This is a genomic window from Pseudaminobacter soli (ex Zhang et al. 2022) (genome assembly GCF_014595955.1).
Classification (GTDB): domain Bacteria; phylum Pseudomonadota; class Alphaproteobacteria; order Rhizobiales; family Rhizobiaceae; genus Kumtagia; species Kumtagia pseudosoli.
Map to the genome: position 1 here is coordinate 142671 of NZ_JABVCF010000011.1, position 20531 is coordinate 163201.

Sequence of the window (20531 nt, forward strand, 5' to 3'; positions counted from 1 at the left end):
GGAGGCCGAACCTCAGATCTGGCGCAGCCGCAAGGCCAGGCGATAGCTCGCCCGTTTGATCTCCCGCGAGAGCACGTCGAGCGGCTTTCGGGTCTTCTTCTGAACGACCGACCCGCCGAGCAGGTGGCCGATCTGGCGGATGATCGGCGGGTGCATCGCCAACACGCGGACTGCGGGTATGCATCGTAGCTGAATCGTGGTGTCGACCGGTCTGTCGAACACTTCCGTGGCCTTCAGCAACTCGATCGCAGCCTGGCGGCCCACCAATTGCATCTGCATGCCCGCGCCCAGCCGTTTCGGGTGAACGAGCCTAGCCTCTCCCGCCTCCGCCGCGAGCGTTCCTTTGTCCGTATAGTCCCGGTAGGGGAAGCGGATATAGTCGCCGGGCCGGATCGACTGCAGTGCCAACTGCAAGGCCGTGTCGAAATGTGGACCGTCAGGCTCGACGTCATCCTCGATGATCAAACCTGCGTCCAGTCCGCGATCGACGATCTCACGCCAGGCTTTTCTGTGGGACAGGAAGCAGCCGACCTCGGTCCGGCGCAGTTCGAAGGGGTAGCGCGGCCGGTGCAGCCGCCGTCGGTAGACGGCTTGCACGTCTTCATCGGAGAGTTGAAGCCCGTCGACGGCATCGAGAATGGTGACGGGCATCGGTAGCATGGAGGCGAGACGCTCGGCCTGCGGGCGGCGTCGTTCGGCGCGTCGCAGATGAATGACGAAGGCCCCGACCTGCAGCGGAAGGTCCAGGCTCGTATTCATCCCCGAGCCCACATCTTCTGGTACACCGAGTGAAGGCCGTTGGCTTCATTCTGGAGCGGGAAATGGCTCCAGACATGCGCCAGCCCCGCCTCTCCATGACGCTTCGCGAGCCCCGGATCAGCCAGATAGGGGCGAACCGCTTCGCGAAGAGACTCGCCGTCACTGGCTGGCACCACGGCTCCGGTGACGCCGGGAACGATCATTTCAGCATAGGCGCCCGCATCGCTCGCCACGACGGCCGAACCCGATGCCATGGCTTCGAGCGGCGTCAGGCCAAAACCCTCGTTGCGTGAAGGCGCAACATAAAGCGAGACGCGCCGGTACCAGACCCTTATGTCGGGAACCTCACCCAGAAAGAGGATGCGGTCCTGAAGACCGGCCGCTGCGATGCGAGCCTTCAGGCCCTCGGTCCAGGCCCGATGCTCAGGCCTTACCCGTCCAGTGATCACCGCAGTCCAGTCAGGATGATCAGGCAACAGTTCGATCATCGCCTCGACGAAAAGGTCTGTTCCCTTCTGGGGCCGCACGCGCCCGAAGCAGCCGATCGCATACTTCCCGGGCAATCCGGCCGCTGCGAAGTTGTCTTCTGCGGTGCGCGGCGGATGGAACGCTTCCAGGTCGATCCCGTGCATGATCACCTGGTGCGGAACCTCGAGGTAGCTGCCCGAGCGGCCGCTCGTCGCCACCACGGCATCCATCCGCCGAATCAGCCATTTGGTGAAGGGCTTGTGGTGGCGCTGGCCGGCGGAGGTGAACATGAGATGCAACGGCGCGCCGAGCGCCTTGAACAGAATGCCGCCCACCATCTCGATGTTTCGGCGCGCATGCCAGATGCGTTTGCGGCCGGATGCGGGCCGGCGCCACAGGAGCGGCATCTGCCAGAACCGCATTTTGGGAAGCCCGTCCGGCAGGCCCGGCCCAAACGTGGTGATGCCGATCTGCCTCGCCTGCACCGGGACGAGCTGAATGATGGTGCTGGTCACGCCCGACAATCGCCGCTTGAAATGAGGTGCGATCACCTCGATGTGCGACATATCGGGGGCAGCGCCGGTCGCCGGCGCTGATGGAGCAAGCATCGGGGCGCTCTGGTCAGACGAAGCTGAGCTTGGTGATCTCGTAGCCGCGCGGGCCGCCGGGCGCATTCACCTCGACGGAATCGCCGACCTCCTTGCCGATCAAGGCGCGGGCGATCGGAGAGGAGATGGAGATGCGGCCCGACTTCACGTCGGCCTCCTGATCGCCGACGATCTGGTAGGTCTTCGTCTCCTCGGTGTCCTCATCGACGAGTTCGACCGTGGCGCCGAACTTGATCGTCGTACCCGACAGCTTGGAGATGTCGATGACTTCGGCGCGCGCGACGAAATCCTCGAGTTCGGCGATTCGACCCTCGTTGAGGCTCTGCGCTTCCTTGGCGGCGTGGTATTCGGCATTCTCGGAAAGATCGCCGTGCGAGCGCGCCTCAGAGATCGCCTCGATAATGCGCTGCCGCTCTTCCTGTTGACGCCAGCGCAGTTCTTCCTTGAGCGCTGCGAAACCACCGGCTGTCATCGGAACCTTGATCATTTCAGTTCGGCCCTTCCGCTTCTGTGTCGCGCCCGGGTCGGTGTCAAACCTGCTAGGCGGCAAACAAAAAAAGAAAACGGCCCGCAGAAAAGGGGACCGTTCTCAGCTCTTTCGCCGCCAATATAGCAACGCTGTCGGAATTTTCACGCCCAAAAACATTCCACCGATTTTCGGGGCGTCACGCGCATCCGCCGCTAGAAGGGAAAGGCAGCCTGTCCGGCAGGGGAGGGCGGCCTCGCGCGCTCCATCTCGAGCAGCCGCCGCTTGGTCGCCTGCCCACCCGGCGCCGAGAATCCGCCCATGCGTCCACCCGCCGCAAGCACGCGATGGCAGGGGATGATGATGGGAACCGGATTGCTAGCCATTGCCTGCCCGGTCTCTCGCGCCATGCCCGGATGACCGGCCGATTCGGCCAGAGCGCCGTAGGTGGTGGTCTCGCCATAGGAGAGGCTGCGCGCCTGCCGGTAGATCGCCCGTCGGAATTCGTCGGAGCCGTCAAGATCGAGTTCGATCGCGGAGAAGTCCACCTTCTCGCCGCCTGCATAGCGTTCAATTGCCGCTATTGCTTCCTGGACGCGGGCTGGAGGCTCAGCGGCAATCGCGGGCGATCCGCGCTTGAGCAGTCTTGCCGCGGTGCTGCGGCGATCGCTTTCCGGAAGCTGGAGGTGCAAGACGCCAGCCGGTGTCCAGGCGATGCCGATCCAGCCGAGGCGGGTTTCGAATAGCGTGTAGCCCGAGGCTAGAGGCTCCATTGTGCGAGTCTCCTTCGCGATGAGCTTACCAAAGGTCGGGCCTGGTACAAAGCACGAACGCATCGGCTGTAGAGAAGTTGACTGCATGGCAAGAACGGGAGCGCGCCTTGAGTTTGCAAGCAATTTCAAGAGCTTCTCAGATTGTTCCGCCGCGACGCACGAGATGCGATTGCCGCAATCCTTAAATTTGGGTAATGCGGCTCTGGGGACAACAGCACGGCAGAACCGGCATTGCCTTTATTCTCGAGGAAGCTCCTCCTCCTTGGAGGTCTCGCGCCTGCGCTCCTTGCCGGCTGCGCGACGACCGAAACGAGCACTCCGGTTCCGGTGGTGAGCTACGATCTTGGGCCGGACGACACGCCGCTTCCGGAAACCGTGGCCGTGCTCCCGACCCAGTCCTCCGGCGAGCCGATTATGGCACTAGCGAGTTACGCGGAAGCGCCTGAGGCCTCGCAGGCTCTAGCAGCGGCTGCCACCGCCGCGAGCGCGCCCATGGCGCCTGAGTTAAGCGCGCAGGTGTCTGGCCAGGCGGAGCAGGCGGGAGAGGCCGCCACCGGTGTCGCGGCGACCGAGGTTACTCTCCCGGATGGCACCATGGTTCCAGTGCCTAATGCGAAGGCCGGCACTGCCGTTGCGAATGCGGCAGGCCAGACCGGTTCGGCGTCTCAACCGGAAAAGGGCGTCGTAGTTGCGTCTGTGGAGACTGGTTCGGAGATGACCGAGGCGGCACTCGCCCCGGCCTCCCTAGTCAAGCTGGACGATCCGCGAGCGCAGCTCGATCAACTGATCGCGAAATACGCCGCCGTCTACGAAGTGCCGGTGGATCTGGTCCGGCGGGTGGTCAAGCGCGAGAGCAACTTCAATCCCTCGGCCTTCAGTCGGGGGCATTACGGGCTGATGCAGATCAAGCACGCGACGGCGCGCGGCATGGGCTATCTGGGGCCGGCGCGCGGCCTGTTCGATGCCGAGACAAATTTGATGTACGCGGTCAAATATCTGCGCGGCGCCTATCTCGTCGCGGACGGGGATCACGAGCGCGCCGATCGCCTCTACCAACGCGGCTACTACTATGATGCCAAGCGAATGGGGCTGCTCGAAGAGACCGGCCTCGGCACCGACCGGGTGAGACGCCGCCAACCGCATTTATAGGCGCCGTCAACACTGCGACCGTGCAGTGAAAATCCGCCCGGCCAGGCCCTGACGTCAGCCGAACATCCGCTCCCCTTGCTCATCGACGATCTGCTGACCCTTTCGCAGAGCCATGTCAGCGGCATCGTCTTCGGAAGCGAAGCGGTCGGCCCGAACGAATCGGTGCTCCTTCATCGCGCCGTCTATCTCCTTGGATATGATCCCGCAGGTCTGGAACTGCCCCTCCGACTTGTAGGGTGCAGCACGGATGGTGAAGCCCTTGTATTCCACCCCGCGGCCGGCAGGCTTGGCGCTTTCCTGTGCGCCGCCAGCGCCACCGAACAGACGCTTCAGGAATGACATCGCGATTTCCTCTGTTGTTTCAGGAAAACTAGCTCAATTGCATTCGGCGCGTCGAGCGCCACCCACGGGCGTGAGGATTGCAGCCCCATTCAAGGTCCGAGATGAAGCACGACCTGCCGGCGATGCGGCGCGGTACGATGCTCGAACAGATAGATGCCCTGCCAGGTGCCCAGCGCCAGGCGGCCGCCGGTGACCGGGATCGATAGCGAAACGAGCGTCAGTGCCGCCTTGATATGCGCCGGCATGTCGTCAGGTCCCTCGAGCCGATGGGTCAGATAGCTCATCGCCGGATCGTCCGCCGGCGGCACGAGGCGGCGCATGAAGGCCTCAAGGTCGCGGCGGACATCCGGATCGGCGTTCTCCTGGATGAGCAGCGAGCACGAGGTGTGACGCACGAACACCGTGAGCAGCCCTGTATCCGCGCCGGCATCCCGGACAAAACTCTCCGCCCGGTCCGTGAGTTCGTAGAGACCCTGACCGTTGGTGCGGATCTCGATCGTCGTCTGGGCCACGCTCTTACTCCTCCAGGGCGCGCTAAAACATACGCGTCAGCTTCGTGAGGGTTGCGTGAGCGCTGTTCAAAAAATTGAGCGGCAGCCCCGCTGCGACGTTCGGCTGCGCTTAAGCGCGTCCCTACTTGACCCCGAACACCTCGGCGCAACGCGACAGGCTGAAACCGGCGCCGTCGGTGTCGCGTGTTGCTTCGACGTTCACGATCAAGCCGGCGGAAGATCAAAGAGGCTTGAGGCCGAACTTGTCCAGGCACATGGAGACGCTCGGGGCGCGAATGGCCGTCAGTTCTTCGTTCGATCCGGCTTGGGTTATGGAGCGGTAACCCTCGACGCCAAGTCGCCTGAAGACATGCGTTACCAGACCGTTGGCGTCGATGACCCAGACCTCGGGGATGCCATAGGCCGCATAGACGCCGATCTTGCGGCCGCGGTCATAGGCGAGGCTCGAGTCGGCCACTTCTATCGCCAGCAGCACGTCCGGGCCGCGCAGGTCGCCCGGAAAGATCGATCGCTGAAACACGCAGAAGTCGGGTTCGAGGAAGCTCTTGTCGTCTAGCCGCAGCGTGGTTTCCTGCGCAATCGACAGTTCGTCCGAGATCCTCCGCTGGAATTGGCGGTTCAGCTCGACCTTGACCATCTCGTGGCGCCCGCCCTTGGCTTGCATCGGAACGACCTCTCCCCCGATCAGTTCGAACCGCTCGTCCTCATCGATGATGCCTGCCCGCGTCATCGCTTCGATCTCGGCGACTGTCCAGGCGCGCCTGGGCAGGCCTTCCGCGGCCTGCGTGGTTGCCGGCATGGGCAGGAAGTCGGCCGTGTGCGTATTCATGCCGCAACCCTAACACAAAGGGCGCCTGCTTGCCACGCAGACGCCCAGTGATGGCAGGCAGCCGGGGGTCACCCGAACGACGAGATGATCTCCCGATAGGCGGCTTCAGGGAAAGCCTTCAAGGTGCGGGTGCGCACATTGCCTCCCGTCGAGAGTTGCAGCGCGAACCGCGCCATCACCGCATCGTCGGGAGCTTCGCAGACTGCGACCATGTCGTAGTCGCCCATGGTCAGGAAGAACTCCCGGAAGGAGCCTCCCATGTCCGAAAGGGCCTTCTTAGCCGCATCGAGCCGCTTCGGCGACTCCCGAACATTCCTGACGCCCTGATCGGTCCAGTTTATGAGAAGCACATAGGTGGTCATGGTTCACCTCCCTCTGGCGCCGAAACGTATCGGACAGAGGATCGGCGCCGGACATTCCGCCCCCACCATGGAGGAGTATGCTCCCGCGGGCGATTGGGGGCAAGCGGCGGGAGCGCAGATCACGCCACAGTAGGCGGGTTACGACACGACGAGACTTTCGCAATCGCGCTCAAAAGAGTTGCTCTCGCGCATCTACTTAAAGTAGTGTAGTTACTATAACACATCTTTTAGTAGAGTTAAGAAGGGAGGCAAGGGTGGCGCAGTTCGTCATGTGCGCAGCTTTGAGCTGGCTTGTTGTGACTCTTCTCTTCGCCATGGATCCGAGCAGAGCGTGGAAGCCTCTTGCCAGGCGGCATTTCGTCCGAAGAGTTGCCCACAATATTATGACGCTGGCTTCGTTGTTTATCGTAGTGGGCGTCATCGTCGGGATGGGGTACCTGCTGGCTTATCGGCGCTTGGCCGGGATTCGGTCGTCGCTTGAGAATTGGTGGGACCAGTTCACCGAACTTTGGTTTGCACAGTGCCTTCTAGGTATCGCGTTTGGCGCGATCTTGGCGGTATGGCTCAGGCGGGCCTACAGGTTGCCGCCTAGCTCGGATCTTTCGCTCTCCCAGAAAGTGGAGGGGATCGCCCTAGTACTACTGTTCATTGTTGGCACGACCTCAACGCCGCTCGCAGAGCTTCTGCGCGGAGCGTCGATCAACACAGGTTTCCTCAATGTGACGCTTGCCGCAGCAACGACGCGTTCAGACGATGCAAGAAAGGGGAATAATTGGGCTCCACTGACCTTTGGCCCAAGGGGCGCCCACCGGCCAGCCGATGAGGAATTCGGCCTGAGAACGGTGGCTGACCTCCATATCCATATGAAGACAGATGCGTCTCGAATTGAAATGGACTGGCAAACTGCCGGCCGTTATCCCGAGTTGAGCCGGGTGCCGGGGCCGGATCGCGTCTTGGTGCTCACGGAGCGCCTTGAAACAGCGGCTGACACCTACCGCAATAATGTTTACGCACTCACCGAATGTATCCGATTTCTCAATGAGCAAACCGGCGATCGCGGGTTCGGTCGCTCGCTGTTGATGGGCCTGAAACCCGAAGTAGCGAAGCTTCATTATCTATCACTAGCGCGCATGTCACAGCCCTCCCCAGAAAACCAATTTGTTGATGAGGTGGATGAGACAGCGCGCAATCTGGCTACGAAGCTTCATCAGGCGATTGACGTAGCCGCCGACCAGGCAGGCGTCCTTGAGACCTTGAGACCCAAGAAATCAAACGGCCATTGCTCAGGTGCGGTTACGCCGTACAGCGCCGCGGATTTGTTCAACATACTTGCCGAACGTCGGCCATACATCTCGATACTGTACGCTGCGCTATTGCAGTTGGATAATCAGGAACTTACGGGCGTTGCAGTGCTGGATCAGTGGCTCGAAGCCTTCGAGCGCTACAAAATGGACCATGAAGAACCTGCCTTCCTGTGGTTCAAGCTGCGGATACATGCGACAGAATACCTCCTGTTCGAATCGTTGTTTCGCCGAGAGCCGGCGCAAAGACAGACGGATCTTGATTCACATCTTAAAAATACTGAACTCCTTATCAACCTGTACGGCACATTGCCCCCAGTGCAGGAGTACTACGAGAAGATTTTCGGAAATGATCGGATCGAGCTTATAGCTGATGGGTTCGAGACGGAGCCTGCTTACAGGCCTCAATGCCCGGGTGGGCTTCCTCGTGACGCTTTGACCCTGTCGCTTGGATTGCTTTCTTCGAAGGCTGTTTACGCCCGGCGAGCAACTCAGCATTCCGATTTCGCACGAAACTATATTCCTCAGACGAGGGCTTACGCGGAGCAAGTCGTCAATGCGGACTACGGTTGCCTCGCCCGCCAATATCCCCAGCAATTCGTACTTCAGACACGAGCAGAGAACTTGCGCGTGCTTGCGTTGCACAGGCTGGCGAGCATAGGGTCAAGGAGAGCCGCGCGTTCAGAGTATGCCGCCTGGGTCGTGCGCGAACTAAAGAGTGCCGAGGCCGCCCTGAAACTGTCCCGGACTCTTCTGGGGCCGTTGGACTCGACTGATGCAAAGGAGACCCGAGATGAGGTCGAGAAGTTACTTCTGGATCTTGATGTCGAATTGAGTTGGCGCGATCGCTGAAAGGGAATTGGCTAAGAGCTCGCAAAGGCGCGCTAGCGCTATTCAAGCGAAGAGTTCCGTCGAGAGACAAACTGCGTCACATTCGTCAAAGTTTGCACTCCAGGGCATTCAGTGCTTGATCTTGGCGGATGCTTGCTCGATCGCATTGAGGTCGGGGGAATAGTGCGGTAAGTACCAGAGCCGGCGCCTGCCGTCCGGATCATCTGCCGCACGGCGGCCGACTGGTGCGAGCGGAGAATGTCCATGATGACGGGTTTGAGCACCGGCAGGAACTGCTGCCAGAGATAGGCCCGGAAGCTCCGACCATTGATGGGGCCTTCGAATACGAATGGGGGAAAGCCGATTCCAGCGCAGCGTGCCAAGGAAGGTCAGGGCGCGCCAGTGGCCCCTGCGGAAGTCGCCCAGCGGCGGTAAGCCGGGCTCGATCGGGCATAGCGCATGGCAACGTCAAATGGCGACGAGAGGCGGTTCCGCCATTGCAGCACCGGCCGCCATAGTGAGCGCCCATATAACCAGGATTCCTAATCGTACGATGCTCATCTGGGTTCCCCCTGACTAAGGAGAGCAGATATTACTCAGGCGCTCCTGGGCCTGCAACCAACCGGTTGCAACCGGACCGATCTATGACGACTAGGTCCGGTTGTGGGTACCGATCAACTGTCAAGAAGTTCCCGAACTCCTGGACCCGCTCGGATGCGCCAGGTTGCGTAGTGCTATGGCCGCTGGCAGACTTCCTCGAGTGCGTAGTCAATGCTCAGGCTGATGCCGAAGCACATGCCCAGCACGCGGTCCCCATGTTTGCAGCACCTCAACTCGGCAGCGCGTCCGGTGCATAACTGTTGGCAAACTCTGCACTCGGGGCGATCGGCTTTATGACGTCGATCAGGACTCCGTTCGGATCCGCGGTAATGAAATGACGCTGGCCAAATGCCTCGTCGCGCAGTGGAAGCAGGATCGGCAGCCCGGCCGCCTTCAGCCGCTCGTGCTCGGCATCGACATCCTCGACCTCGAAATTGATGAGAAGGCCCGACACCCTGCTCCTGCCGGACGCCGGTATCGTCTCGTGGGAGCCGTCGAGAATGGCCAGGTTGATCGCCGGGTCCTGCTTCAAGGTCAGATGGACATACCAATCGCTCTCGAAGGCCGGAGCGAACCCGAAATGCCGAACATAGAAAGCCGCCGTTTGCTCGACGGCGTCTGTCATGATGACAGGATAGTAGCTCGTCACTCTCACGGGCTTTTCCTCTGGCTAGAAAACATACATACTGCATGTACAAGCCAATTTAACATACAGGCTGTATGTATGCAAGAAGGAACTGTTTCCCGAACCAACCGCGAGCGAACGGAAGCGACCCGTGCAGCGCTGATTAAGGCCGCCAGAAGCCTGTTCGTGGAGAAGGGTTACGCCGAGACGGGCACGCCGGAGATCGTCGCCGCAGCAGGCGTTACCCGCGGCGCCCTCTATCACCATTTCGCGGACAAGCAGGCGCTGTTCCGGGCCGTGGTGGAACATGAATCGGCAGCGGTCGCCGAGGAGATCGTTCGCAAGTCGTCAGACGGGACGGCAATCGAGATGTTGATTGCTGGCGGAAACGCTTTCTTTTCCGCCATGGCCGTTCCCGGCCGTACACGGTTGCTCCTGCTCGATGGCCCTGCCGTTCTGGGACGTGCGGAGATGGACGCGATCGATGCGCGCCATGCAGGCCGCACTCTGCGCGAGGGTCTCGCCTACGCCATGGAGCAGGGAGAGATCCGCCCGCTGCCGCTCGATCAGCTATGCGCCCTGCTCGGCGCGGCATTCGACCGCGCGGCCCTGGCGATCCGGAACGAAGCGGAGACAGCCGAATACCAGGCTGTGATCGGCGATCTGATCAAGGGACTTCGTCCATGAAAAAAGGCCCGGACTGTGCCGGGCCTTTCTTGAAGTCTTAGCTGTCGAGGAAGCTTCGCAGCTTGCGGCTGCGGCTCGGATGCTTGAGCTTGCGCAACGCCTTGGCCTCGATCTGGCGGATACGCTCGCGCGTCACCGAGAACTGCTGACCGACTTCCTCCAGCGTATGGTCGGTGTTCATGCCGATGCCGAAGCGCATGCGTAGCACGCGCTCTTCGCGCGGGGTGAGCGAGGCGAGCACACGCGTCGTGGTCTCGCGCAGGTTCGCCTGAATTGCCGCGTCGATCGGCAGGATGGCGCCCTTGTCCTCGATGAAATCGCCGAGATGCGAATCCTCCTCGTCGCCCACCGGGGTCTCGAGGCTGATCGGCTCCTTGGCGATCTTCAGCACCTTGCGGACCTTCTCGAGCGGCATCGCCAGCTTCTCGGCAAGCTCTTCCGGCGTCGGCTCGCGGCCAATCTCGTGCAGCATCTGGCGCGAGGTCCGCACGATCTTGTTGATCGTCTCGATCATGTGGACCGGGATGCGGATCGTGCGCGCCTGGTCGGCGATCGAACGGGTGATCGCCTGCCGGATCCACCATGTGGCGTAGGTCGAGAACTTGTAGCCGCGACGGTACTCGAACTTGTCGACCGCCTTCATCAGGCCGATGTTGCCCTCCTGGATGAGGTCCAGGAACTGCAGGCCGCGGTTCGTGTACTTCTTGGCGATCGAGATCACGAGACGGAGGTTCGCTTCGACCATCTCCTTCTTGGCGATTGCCGCCTCGCGCTCGCCCTTCTGCACTTGGTTCACGATCTTGCGGAATTCCGAGATCGAGATCGCGGTTTCGGTGGCGAGGTTCTGGATCTCGGAGCGCAGCGCATTGACGGTCGCCGCCTCGTTCCTGGCGAACTCCTTCCAGCCGCGGGTGGTCAGCTCGCCGACGCGGGTGAGCCAGTTGGTGTCGAGTTCCGATCCCTGATATTCACGGAGGAATTCCTCGCGGCGCACGCCGTAGCTTTCGGCCAGGCGCAGCAGCTTGCCCTCGTTCTGCACCAGCCGCTTGTTGATGTCGTAGAGTTGCTCGACCAGCGCCTCGATGCGGGCATTGTTGAGCGACAGCGATTTCACCGCCTTGATGAGCTGGTCCTTCAGTTCCTTCAGCTTCTTGTCCTGGCTCGGCGACAGCCGCTCGCTGTCACCCAGGCGGGCCTCAACCTGCTGGTCCTGAAGCTTGCGCAGCCTGCGGTAGGTGTCGGCGATGACGTCGAGGGTCTCCATCACCTGCGGCCGCAGCTCGGCTTCCATGGCGGCCAGCGACAGGTTCTGCTCGTCCTCGTCGTCGTCCTCTTCCTCTGCGCGCATCTCGCCGCCGACATTGGTGATGTCGTCGTCCTCGCGCGATGCACGGCGAGGCGGCGTGCGGTCTTCGGGCGTCTTGGGGCGTTCGAGTTCTTCCTGCCGCTCGGGGCTCGGCGCCTGCTTGGCCTCGGGGCCGGCATAGGTCGCCTCGAGATCGATGATCTCGCGTAGCAGGATCTTGCCCTCGTTGAGCTCGTCGCGCCAGATGATGATGGCCTGGAAGGTGAGGGGGCTCTCGCAGAGACCTGCGATCATCGTCTCGCGGCCGGCCTCGATGCGCTTGGCGATCGCGATCTCGCCCTCGCGCGACAGAAGCTCGACCGAACCCATCTCGCGCAGATACATGCGCACGGGGTCGTCGGTACGGTCGGTGGGTTCCTTCTTGGTGGTCGTTGTGGCGACCGCGGTGCCGGTCTGCTCGGCGAGTTCAGTCGCCTCTTCTTCCGCGTCGCCTTCGGCTGCCTCGGCCTCTTCGCCGGCCTCGTCATCCTCGACGACGTTGATGCCCATGTCCGAGAGCATGGACATCGTATCCTCGATCTGCTCGGAGGTGACTTCCTCCGACGGCAGGACCGAGTTCAGTTCGTCCATGGTGACGTAGCCGCGCTTCTTGGCGGCCTTGATCATTTTCTTGACAGCGTCATCGGAGAGGTCGAGAAGCGGGCCATCGGGCGCGCCCTCGCGTTCAGTCTCGGCCTCTTCCTTTTCCTTTGTCGCCATTCCGTGCCTACTCCAGAGAGAGCGGTTTGCCCTGCGGCCGTCTTGTCCTGCTTTCCGCCGGCAAATTCCGCAAAAACCGCTGATGCCGCCCGCAGCGGTACTTGATCAGTCGGTTAACATATGTGGAGCGAGGTTAACGCCTCGTCCAGTCTTCGCTTCCGTCCTTTACTGGTCGGTGAGAACGTTCCTGCGGGTCACTGTCCCCGAATCGTCCTGATTCCGCCAAAACACCCGAAGGTCAACCGCCTGTCGCATGATTCGCGGTGAATTGGCGAATCAATTGAAGCGGGCGGGAGCGTCCGTTCAGCTCCGATCCGAGCGACCGGACGAGACGCCGAAGCCCTCGATCAATGCCTCCGTAGCCTGAAGGTCCTGGAGTTGCGCCTGAATCTCGATCAGGTGTCGGTAGTTTTCGTCGGTCGGTTCGGCGTCGAGCGCCGTCTCGGCCAGCTTCAACTCCCTATGTAAGGTGCGGGCGCTGCGCTGCAAGTGCAGGGCCTGTGCGAACGCTTCGCGGGCATCCTCGACTGCGGCGTCCTCGAGTGCCGTCCAGAGGCGGGCGCCGCGAACCATCAGGGTCGCGCGCTCCAATATCTCCTCCATTCCCGCGGTCTTGATGGCTTGGCGAAGCCGGTCGCGGTCGCTCGCCTCGCCATGTGCGGCTGCGTCGATCAGCGCTGCGTGAAGCTGGCGGAGGTCGGCGCTGGTAAGCTCCAGCGTCTCGACCTGGTCGAAGTACTCGTCGATCAGCGACGGATGGCTGATGAGCGTCACGATGATGGCGGTTTCGCGCAGCGGCATAACGCCGCCCGCCCGCCTCGCCAGCGCCGATCGTGACAGGCTATCCGAGACAGCGAGCCGGCCCGCAGCCTGCCCGGGCGTCGAGCCGCGCTGGCCGCTGCGGCGCTGGCCAGGTCCTCCTGACCCTGCAGCGGGGGGCCTTCCACGCGAGACGCCAAAAAAGGCCTGTACGCGCTCCCGCATATCCTGGCTGTAGTGGAAGCGCACGCTCTCGTCGCGGATGCGAGCGGTGAGCTCGCGCAAACTTCGTTCCAGTTCGGCACGCCGCTCCGGGGTCTCGAAGACAGCGCCGGTGGTCTCGCGCATCCAGAGCAGGTCGGAAAGCGGGCGTGCCTCGGCAAGCACGGCGCGAAAAGCCTCAGCTCCTTCCTCGCGCACCAGGTCGTCGGGGTCCTTGCCCTCGGGGAGGAGTGCGAAACGCGCCGTCCGGCCGGGCTGAACGGCTGGCAGGATCATGTCGGCGGCGCGCCAGGCCGCTCTGAGGCCCGCCGCATCGCCGTCAAAGCAGAGCACCGGCTCCGGCGTCATCTTCCAGAGGAGCTCCATCTGGTTCTCGGTCAGCGCCGTGCCGAGCGGCGCCACCACATTGTCGAAGCCCGCCTGCGAAAGGGCTATCACGTCCATGTAGCCTTCGACGGCGATTACCGGCTGGTCCTTGCCGAGCGACTTGCGGGCTCGCGCCAGGTTGTAGAGCACCTCGCCCTTGTGGAAGAGCTCGGTGTCGGGCGAGTTCATGTACTTGGCGGCGACCTCGGGCGACATCGCCCGGCCACCGAAGGCGATCACTCGTTCCCTGCGATCCTCGATCGGGAACATGATGCGGTCGCGGAACCAATCGTAGGAGACCGGGATATCGTTGCCATGCCGGACGAGGCCGCATGCCTCGATCTGGTCGGGAGCGACGCCTTTGCCTGCCAGATATTCCTTCAGGGCATTGCGGCTGTCCGGTGCGTAGCCGATCCGGAATTTCTGTTGGGTCGCAGGCGCCAGACCGCGCTCGCGCAGATAGGCGCGCGCCTTCGCGCCCGCCGCCGATTGCAGCTGCTGCTGGAAGAAACCTGCAGCCATCTCCATGACGTCATGCAGGCTAGCGCGCTGTCGCGCGCGCTCCTCTTCCCGCTCGTCGCGCGCGGGCAAGGGCAGCCCGGCCATATCGGCCAGGCGCTCCACCGCTTCAGGGAAGGACAGGCCGCCGAGATCGGTGAGGAAGCGGAAATGATCGCCCGAAACCCCGCAGCCGAAACAATGATAGCGGCCCTTGCGGTCCTCGCAGTGGAAGGAGGGCGTCCTCTCTCCATGGAAGGGGCAGCAGGCCCAGTAGTCGCCCTTCGCGGCATTGGTCTTGCGCCGATCCCACGTCACGCGCTGTCCCACCACAGCCGAAATCGGCACGCGGTCGCGTATCTCATCGAGGAAGCTGGGCGGAAAGCGCATTGGATCGGGGTCCCTTGTGCTGCAGATACGGCACGGCAGCGCGGTGCGCCACCGGCCATTGCGTCCATGCCCGCGATCCACAGGGGCGCAGATCGGCAACCATTGAGAAAAACTGCACGATCCTCCAGCCTTTCTGGATTGCCGCGACGAGTTGTCCATGGTTGTACGCCACGTACAAAGCACCAACCTCGCGCACTTCCGGTTCCGCCATGCCGCTGCCCCTGATCGCCCTATTTGCTGCAGCCTTCGCCTTCGGCACGACGGAGTTCGTGATCGCAGGCGTGCTGCCGGACGTCGCCGCAGGCCTCGAGATTTCCATTCCAACCGCGGGCATTCTCGTCTCAGGCTATGCGTTGGGCATCGCCATCGGCGGCCCGCTGATGACGATCGCTACGGCGCGCGTATCCCGCAAGACGCTGCTGCTCGCAGTTCTGGTGGTCTTCACGCTCGGCCAGTTGGCCTGTGCGCTGGCACCCGGCTTCGTCTCCATGCTCGTCGTCCGTTGCATCGTAGCCGTCGCGCACGGCGTCTACTTCGGCATCGCCATGGTCGTGGCGACAGGCATCGTCAATCCCGGGCAGCGTGGCATGGCAGTCGCCGTCGTGCTCGCCGGCCTGACCGTTTCCAACGTCGTCGGCGTCCCTATCGGCAGTGCCGTCGGCCAGTTCTTCGGCTGGCGCGCCACGTTCTGGGCCATGCTGGCGCTGGGCCTCGTCTCCCTCGCCGCCATGGCCCTACTCCTGCCGCGTACCGGGGGCGCGGCGACACGGCCGGCAAGCCTCGCCCGCGAGGTTCGCGTTCTCGGCCGCCAGCAGGTCTGGACCTCGCTGATCCTCATGCTGATGCTGATGATCTGCCAGTTCGTTCCGTTCACCTACATCTCGCCGCTGCTGCAGGAGGTGACCGGACTGGACGCGATGCACGTCCCATGGGTGCTTCTGATCAATGGCATTGGCTGCACGCTCGGCGTGTTCATCGGCGGCAGGCTGGCGGACTGGAAGCTGATGCCCTCGCTCATCGTCATCACGGTTGTGCAGGTGGCGATTGTGGCATTGATGTACGTCGTGGCACCGTATCCGCTACCGATGATCGTAGCGGTGGCGGCGTGGGGCTGCGTCAACTTTGCCATCGGCACGCCGATCCAGACCCGTATCCTATCGTGGACCGCCGATGCGCCGAACCTCGCCTCGTCGCTTATTCCCGCGGGCTTCAATGTCGGGATCGCCTTCGCCGCCTTCTTCGGAGCGGCCATGCTCAATGCTGGCCTGGGCTATCGCGAATTGCCCCTGTTCGGCGTGGCGTCCATGCTGCTGGCTCTGGTGGTGGCGACCCTGTCCTGGACGGCCGAGCGGCGCAGCGGCGCCACGCCGCCTCCATCCGCTCGCGCAGTATAGCGACGCAAGCAGAGTGGCCACTTGCCCACCATCGCAAGTCCGTTGGTGTCGACGCGTACGGGCTAGACGATCTGTCGGCGATATCGCCGCTGAGAGCTGATCTCGTCGTCAAGGCATGGAGCATCAGGGGCGGCCTTGGGCCGCCCCTTCGGAATTCCGCAGGGAATGGTGGTGTTTCAGCGGGCCACAACGATGCTGGCGATCAGGCCTGACACGGCGCCGACGAGCAGATAGTCGTTGCCCACTCTGATCCAGTGATGGCCGGGAACTGGCCGCCGCAAACCGTGGCGGTGATAGTTGCGTACCGGCTTGTGCCGCTTCCATTCGGAATATCTGTGACCCTTGTGCCAGCGTTGATGGCGATGGTGGTGCCTCTTGGCCTCGTGATGCCTGGATCCGTGATATTGCGCGACCACATCGCCGCCGGCACGGTGCTGGACGGGCGCGGCCATGGCTTGAGCAGTGGGGCCGGCAAGCAGGGCAAGGGCCAGTGCTGAGATTGCGATGCGTTTCACCGGGTTCTCCTTCGTTGTTGACGTGACCCTGGTATGGCTCGCCAAGTGAACCGCACATGAACGCATGCATTAAGGATTTGTAATGATTACATATCCTTGGATCTGGATGTTAACGCTACGGAATGAGAGGTCGGATCGCAGGATCGGGAGAAATGGTCCCAAAGACGGGGGCGGAGATCACCCCTCGCTAAACTTATCCGGCTAAGATAAATCTGAGGCTACTATGAAAACGATCCGCACTCTCGGGCGACCCCGCGCGGCCAGAAGCCGCGTCGGCAACTGTCGCTCGGAAGAAGGCGCGAAATGAGCGGCTCGGTCGTCCTCCTCAACCTCGCGGGCGCGGTCGCGCTGCTGCTTTTCGCCACCCGCATGGTGCGCACTGGCGTGGAACGCGCCTATGGCGACGTGCTGCGTCACCGGCTGCGGTCCGTGCTGCGCAATCCGATCCTTGCGGTCGGGGCAGGGGCGCTGCTCGCGATCTGCCTGCAAAGCGCCACGGCCGTCAGCATCCTGGTCGGATCGTTCACCGGCGCCGGCATCGTCGGCGCGACCCCGGGCCTGCTCTCGGTGCTGGGCGCAGACCTCGGCTCGTCGCTGGTGGTAAAGCTGCTTTCCTTCGACCTTAGCCTGCTCGTTCCGGTCTGCCTGCTGGCGGGCACGTCCATGTTCATGGCGACCGAGCGACGCGAATGGCGCCAGCTTGGGCACATCCTCGTCGGCGTGGGTCTGTTGCTCTTGTCTCTGCGCATGATCGGCCAGGCGTCCGAGCCGCTGCGCGAAAGCGAGATCCTGCCGGTCGTCATCAACTATCTCTCGGGCGACCCGATCACCGCCTTCCTGCTGGCGGCCGTGATGACCTGGCTGTTCCACTCCAGCGTGGCCGCCATTCTCCTCGTCTGCGCGCTGGCGGCGCGCGGTCTCGTGCCCATTCCGCTTGGTCTGGTCCTGATCCTGGGAGCCAACCTTGGAGGCGGCGTGATCGCGGTGATGCTGTCGCGAGGCTCGGTGCCGCGCGCGCGGATCGTGCCTCTCGGCAACCTGATCATGCGCACAGCGGGCGCGGTGATCGGCCTGGCGGTGCTCGTGCTCCTTCAGCCGCCGCTCGGCTGGCTGGGCGCCGGACCGGTTGACCAACTGGTCCATTTCCATATCGCGTTCAACGTGGCTCTGGTGATCGCTGGGGCGCCGTTTGCCCACTGGGTGAGCAGGCTGGCGGAAAGCCTCACGCGAACGGGGGAGGCTCGACAGGCGGGGACGCTTGCGGGCGCGGAAGTCAGTGCGCTCGACGAGGCGGCGCTCGCGATGCCGACAATCGCGCTGGCAAATGCCACACGCGAGGTCGTGCGCGTCTGTGGAACGGTTGAACTGATGCTCATGCGCGTGATCGAACTCTATGAGCACGCCGACCAGGTGAAGATCGACGAATTGGCGGCGCTCGACGACAGGGTCGACCGCAAGCATGCGGCCATCAAGCTCTATCTTGCCAAGCTTACCGCAAATCCACTCACGGAAGCAGAGACCTTGCGCTGTCAAGAACTTCTCGGCGCCTCCATCAGGCTTGAGCAGGTAGGCGACATCATTGTGCGCAATCTTTTGGCGCATGTGCAGAAGAAGTTGGACCGGGGACTCACTTTCACGGACGAAGGCTGGCGCGAACTGGTCGCTTTCCACCACGCCGTGCTCATCAATGCGCGGCTTGCATTCAATGTGGTGGTGTCGCGCGACGCCATGACGGCGCGGCAACTCGTGCAGGAGAAGGATCGGCTGCGCACGCTCGAAAAGCAGTCGAGCCAGAGCCATTTCGACCGTCTGCGCGAAGGGACGGCCAAGAGCCTGGAGACCAGTTCCATCCACCTGGATACGATCCGGGACCTCAAGCAGATCAACTCGCTGCTTGCCGCGATGGCCTACCCGGTTCTCGAGGAGGCTGGCCTGCTCACCGGATCGCGCTTGCGGGCGGTTTAGACTGGACCGAGAGAACCTCTCCCGGCTTGAATGAACTGGACCTCCTCGGCCCAGCCCACCGGTTGGAACGGCACTTCAGCTGAGAGTCGGGGGCTGGCGTTACTGAAGCATCGACTTCACGATGCCGCTCGCCTTGCCGAAATCCATTTTGCCCGGAAATCTCTCCTTCAGCACGGCCATGCAACGGCCCATGTCGCGCAATCCCTCCGCTCCAACCTCCTCGATCACCTCCTGGACGGCGCGCTTTGTTGCCTCCTCGTCCATCTGTTTGGGCAGGAATTCGCGGATGATCACGATCTCCTGGCGCTCCTGCTCGGCGAGTTCGGGCCGGCCGCCCTGCTCGAAGGCATGGGCGGATTCCTCTCGCTGACGGACCATCTTGGCGAGGACCTGCATGATCTCGTCGTCGCTCACCGGGGCCTTGCCGGCGCCGCGATTGGCGATGTCGCGATCCTGCAGGGCGGCATTGATGAGGCGCAACGTCGACGTCCGCCGCTTGTCCTGAGCCTTCAGAGACGCTTTCAGCGCCTCCGCGATCTCCACGCGCATGGAATTTCTCCTTTTCCGGACCATCGACAATAGCGCCACGCGACGGCGGAAGCAAATCCGGCCCGCAACCAACCTTCTGATTTTGCTTGCGAAAAAATTGGTGGTCGCTAGGTCGCGATGATTGACCCGTCGGGAGGCATCGCCTATTGTGCGTGCCTTGCAGTGAGTGCGAAAAAAAACGTCCACGGTTCCGGCGAACACCGTCGCGAACCGCGTTCTGCTGCATTATATGGCCATCGGACCGCTTCTGGACAAGCGCCCTGCCATCGCCAACGGAGTCGCCATGACCGCCTCGACATCCCCCTGGGGTACCGAACTGCTGACTGCTGCCCTGGTCCTGGCCGACGGCACCGTCATCCGTGGCAAGGGACTGGGTGCAACCGGCAGTGCGGTCGCGGAAGTCTGCTTCAACACCGCACTCACCGGCTACGAGGAGATCCTGACCGATCCATCCTATGCCGGGCAAATCGTCACTTTCACCTTTCCCCATATCGGCAACGTCGGTGTCAATGACGAGGACATTGAGGACCTCAACCCTGCCGCGCGGTCGGGCGCCGTCGGCGCCGTCTTCAAGGCAGACGTGACCAACCCCTCGAACTATCGCGCCGCGGGCGATCTGGATCGCTGGTTGAAGCGGCGCGGCATCATCGCGATAAGCGGCATCGATACACGCGCGCTGACGGCGCTGATCCGGGAGAAGGGCGCCCCCAACGCGGTGATCGCGCATTCAGCGGACGGCCGCTTCGACATCGACGACCTGAAGCGGCAGGCGAAGTCCTGGCCTGGCCTGATCGGGCTCGATCTCGCGAAGGAAGTTACGTCCGGCCAGTCGTCCGTCTGGACCGAGATGCCGTGGGCCTGGAACGAGGGCTATTCCTCCCTGACCGAGCCACGCTTCCACGTCGTGGCAATCGACTATGGCGTGAAGCGCAACATCCTACGGCTGATCTCCGGCCTCGGCGGAAAGGTGACCGTCGTTCCCGCCCAGACCAGCGCCGAGGACATACTGGCGCTGAAGCCGGACGGGGTTTTCCTGTCGAACGGTCCCGGCGATCCGGCGGCCACGGGCGCGTATGCGGTGCCCGTGATCAAGGATCTGCTCAAGACCGACATCCCGATCTTCGGCATCTGCCTCGGGCACCAGATGCTGGCGCTGGCGCTCGGCGCCTCCACCGTGAAGATGCACCAGGGCCACCATGGCGCGAACCATCCGGTCAAGGACCATACCACCGGCAAGGTCGAGATCGTCTCGATGAACCACGGCTTTGCCGTCGACGCGGCGACGTTGCCCGCCGGCGTACAGGAAACCCACATTTCCTTATTCGACGGCACCAATTGTGGCCTGACGCTTTCAGGCCGACCGGTCTTCTCGGTGCAGCACCATCCCGAAGCCTCGCCGGGGCCGCAGGATTCGCACTATCTCTTCCGCCGCTTCGTCAACCTGATCCTGGAGCGGAAGGGAGAACCGGCCCTGGCGGAGCGCTGACCCGGCCCAC

Annotated in this window: 20 protein-coding genes and 1 pseudogene; 6 read left to right on the forward strand and 15 right to left on the reverse strand. The window is 62.8% G+C overall.

What is annotated here, in order from left to right:
- Window positions 1-12 precede the first annotated feature (12 nt).
- The 4 genes from HUI96_RS20245 to HUI96_RS20260 form a co-directional block, all read right to left on the reverse strand.
- Window positions 13-759 (reverse strand): glycosyltransferase family 25 protein, encoded by a 747-nt coding sequence (locus tag HUI96_RS20245; RefSeq protein ID WP_188256504.1) that lies wholly within the window; start codon window positions 757-759, stop codon window positions 13-15.
- Window positions 756-1835: a glycosyltransferase family 4 protein gene (locus HUI96_RS20250; RefSeq protein ID WP_425299253.1), complete on the reverse strand. Its 1080-nt coding sequence runs from the start codon at window positions 1833-1835 to the stop codon at window positions 756-758. The genes HUI96_RS20245 and HUI96_RS20250 overlap by 4 nt, the downstream gene beginning before the upstream one ends.
- A 13-nt stretch (window positions 1836-1848) precedes the next feature.
- Window positions 1849-2322 carry a transcription elongation factor GreA gene (gene greA / locus HUI96_RS20255; RefSeq protein ID WP_188256505.1) on the reverse strand — a complete coding sequence of 158 codons (474 nt, stop codon included), beginning with the start codon at window positions 2320-2322 and terminating at the stop codon, window positions 1849-1851.
- Between the two features lie 194 nt (window positions 2323-2516).
- Window positions 2517-3074 carry a methylated-DNA--[protein]-cysteine S-methyltransferase gene (locus tag HUI96_RS20260; protein WP_188256506.1) on the reverse strand — a complete coding sequence of 186 codons (558 nt, stop codon included), beginning with the start codon at window positions 3072-3074 and terminating at the stop codon, window positions 2517-2519.
- Between the two features lie 330 nt (window positions 3075-3404).
- Between HUI96_RS20260 and HUI96_RS20265 the strand changes: the two genes are divergently transcribed.
- On the forward strand, window positions 3405-4223 hold the full coding sequence (locus HUI96_RS20265) for a lytic transglycosylase domain-containing protein (protein ID WP_337918493.1): 819 nt from the start codon (window positions 3405-3407) through the stop codon (window positions 4221-4223).
- A gap of 54 nt (window positions 4224-4277) precedes the next feature.
- On the opposite strand, the gene HUI96_RS20270 is transcribed toward HUI96_RS20265, so the two are convergent.
- The 4 genes from HUI96_RS20270 to HUI96_RS20285 form a co-directional block, all read right to left on the reverse strand.
- Window positions 4278-4565, reverse strand: a complete 288-nt coding sequence (locus HUI96_RS20270) for an HlyU family transcriptional regulator (RefSeq protein WP_188256507.1) — start codon at window positions 4563-4565, stop codon at window positions 4278-4280.
- Between the two features lie 89 nt (window positions 4566-4654).
- Window positions 4655-5077: a secondary thiamine-phosphate synthase enzyme YjbQ gene (locus HUI96_RS20275; protein ID WP_188256508.1), complete on the reverse strand. Its 423-nt coding sequence runs from the start codon at window positions 5075-5077 to the stop codon at window positions 4655-4657.
- Between the two features lie 220 nt (window positions 5078-5297).
- The gene (locus tag HUI96_RS20280; protein ID WP_188256509.1) at window positions 5298-5906 is read right to left on the reverse strand and encodes a Uma2 family endonuclease; all 609 of its coding nucleotides are present in this window, start codon (window positions 5904-5906) and stop codon (window positions 5298-5300) included.
- 68 nt (window positions 5907-5974) lie between these two features.
- Window positions 5975-6268, reverse strand: a complete 294-nt coding sequence (locus HUI96_RS20285; protein ID WP_188256510.1) for a GYD domain-containing protein — start codon at window positions 6266-6268, stop codon at window positions 5975-5977.
- Window positions 6269-6522: 254 nt separating this feature from the next.
- Between HUI96_RS20285 and HUI96_RS20290 the strand changes: the two genes are divergently transcribed.
- Window positions 6523-8421: a hypothetical protein gene (locus HUI96_RS20290; RefSeq protein ID WP_188256511.1), complete on the forward strand. Its 1899-nt coding sequence runs from the start codon at window positions 6523-6525 to the stop codon at window positions 8419-8421.
- A gap of 111 nt (window positions 8422-8532) precedes the next feature.
- Here HUI96_RS20290 and HUI96_RS20295 read toward each other — a convergent pair.
- A pseudogene (locus tag HUI96_RS20295) lies at window positions 8533-8808 on the reverse strand (transposase); the annotation flags it as partial.
- 421 nt (window positions 8809-9229) lie between these two features.
- Entirely contained in the window at window positions 9230-9655 is a 426-nt protein-coding gene (locus HUI96_RS20300; protein WP_188256512.1) for a VOC family protein, read from the reverse strand.
- Window positions 9656-9724: 69 nt separating this feature from the next.
- Between HUI96_RS20300 and HUI96_RS20305 the strand changes: the two genes are divergently transcribed.
- Complete coding sequence (locus HUI96_RS20305) at window positions 9725-10312, forward strand: TetR/AcrR family transcriptional regulator (RefSeq protein ID WP_188256513.1); 588 nt, start codon at window positions 9725-9727, stop codon at window positions 10310-10312.
- Window positions 10313-10349: 37 nt separating this feature from the next.
- Here HUI96_RS20305 and rpoD read toward each other — a convergent pair whose 3' ends face one another.
- The 3 genes from rpoD to HUI96_RS20320 form a co-directional block, all read right to left on the reverse strand.
- Window positions 10350-12377 carry an RNA polymerase sigma factor RpoD gene (gene rpoD, locus HUI96_RS20310; RefSeq protein WP_188256514.1) on the reverse strand — a complete coding sequence of 676 codons (2028 nt, stop codon included), beginning with the start codon at window positions 12375-12377 and terminating at the stop codon, window positions 10350-10352.
- A gap of 303 nt (window positions 12378-12680) precedes the next feature.
- On the reverse strand, window positions 12681-14612 hold the full coding sequence (gene dnaG / locus HUI96_RS20315) for a DNA primase (protein WP_188256515.1): 1932 nt from the start codon (window positions 14610-14612) through the stop codon (window positions 12681-12683).
- A complete protein-coding gene (locus HUI96_RS20320; protein ID WP_188256516.1) occupies window positions 14584-14823 on the reverse strand; it encodes a hypothetical protein in 240 nt (79 codons plus the stop codon). Before HUI96_RS20320 ends, dnaG begins: the two co-directional genes overlap by 29 nt.
- Here HUI96_RS20320 and HUI96_RS20325 point away from each other — a divergent pair.
- A complete protein-coding gene (locus tag HUI96_RS20325) occupies window positions 14822-16006 on the forward strand; it encodes an MFS transporter (protein ID WP_188256517.1) in 1185 nt (394 codons plus the stop codon). The genes HUI96_RS20320 and HUI96_RS20325 overlap by 2 nt on opposite strands.
- A 176-nt stretch (window positions 16007-16182) precedes the next feature.
- On the opposite strand, the gene HUI96_RS20330 is transcribed toward HUI96_RS20325, so the two are convergent.
- Window positions 16183-16521 (reverse strand): RcnB family protein, encoded by a 339-nt coding sequence (locus HUI96_RS20330; protein WP_188256518.1) that lies wholly within the window; start codon window positions 16519-16521, stop codon window positions 16183-16185.
- Between the two features lie 303 nt (window positions 16522-16824).
- On the opposite strand from HUI96_RS20330, the gene HUI96_RS20335 reads away from it, so the two are divergent.
- A complete protein-coding gene (locus HUI96_RS20335) occupies window positions 16825-18486 on the forward strand; it encodes a Na/Pi cotransporter family protein (RefSeq protein WP_188256519.1) in 1662 nt (553 codons plus the stop codon).
- 99 nt (window positions 18487-18585) lie between these two features.
- Here HUI96_RS20335 and HUI96_RS20340 read toward each other — a convergent pair whose 3' ends face one another.
- Complete coding sequence (locus HUI96_RS20340) at window positions 18586-19035, reverse strand: GatB/YqeY domain-containing protein (protein ID WP_188256520.1); 450 nt, start codon at window positions 19033-19035, stop codon at window positions 18586-18588.
- Window positions 19036-19318: 283 nt separating this feature from the next.
- On the opposite strand from HUI96_RS20340, the gene carA reads away from it, so the two are divergent.
- On the forward strand, window positions 19319-20521 hold the full coding sequence (gene carA / locus HUI96_RS20345) for a glutamine-hydrolyzing carbamoyl-phosphate synthase small subunit (RefSeq protein ID WP_188256521.1): 1203 nt from the start codon (window positions 19319-19321) through the stop codon (window positions 20519-20521).
- Window positions 20522-20531 lie beyond the last annotated feature (10 nt).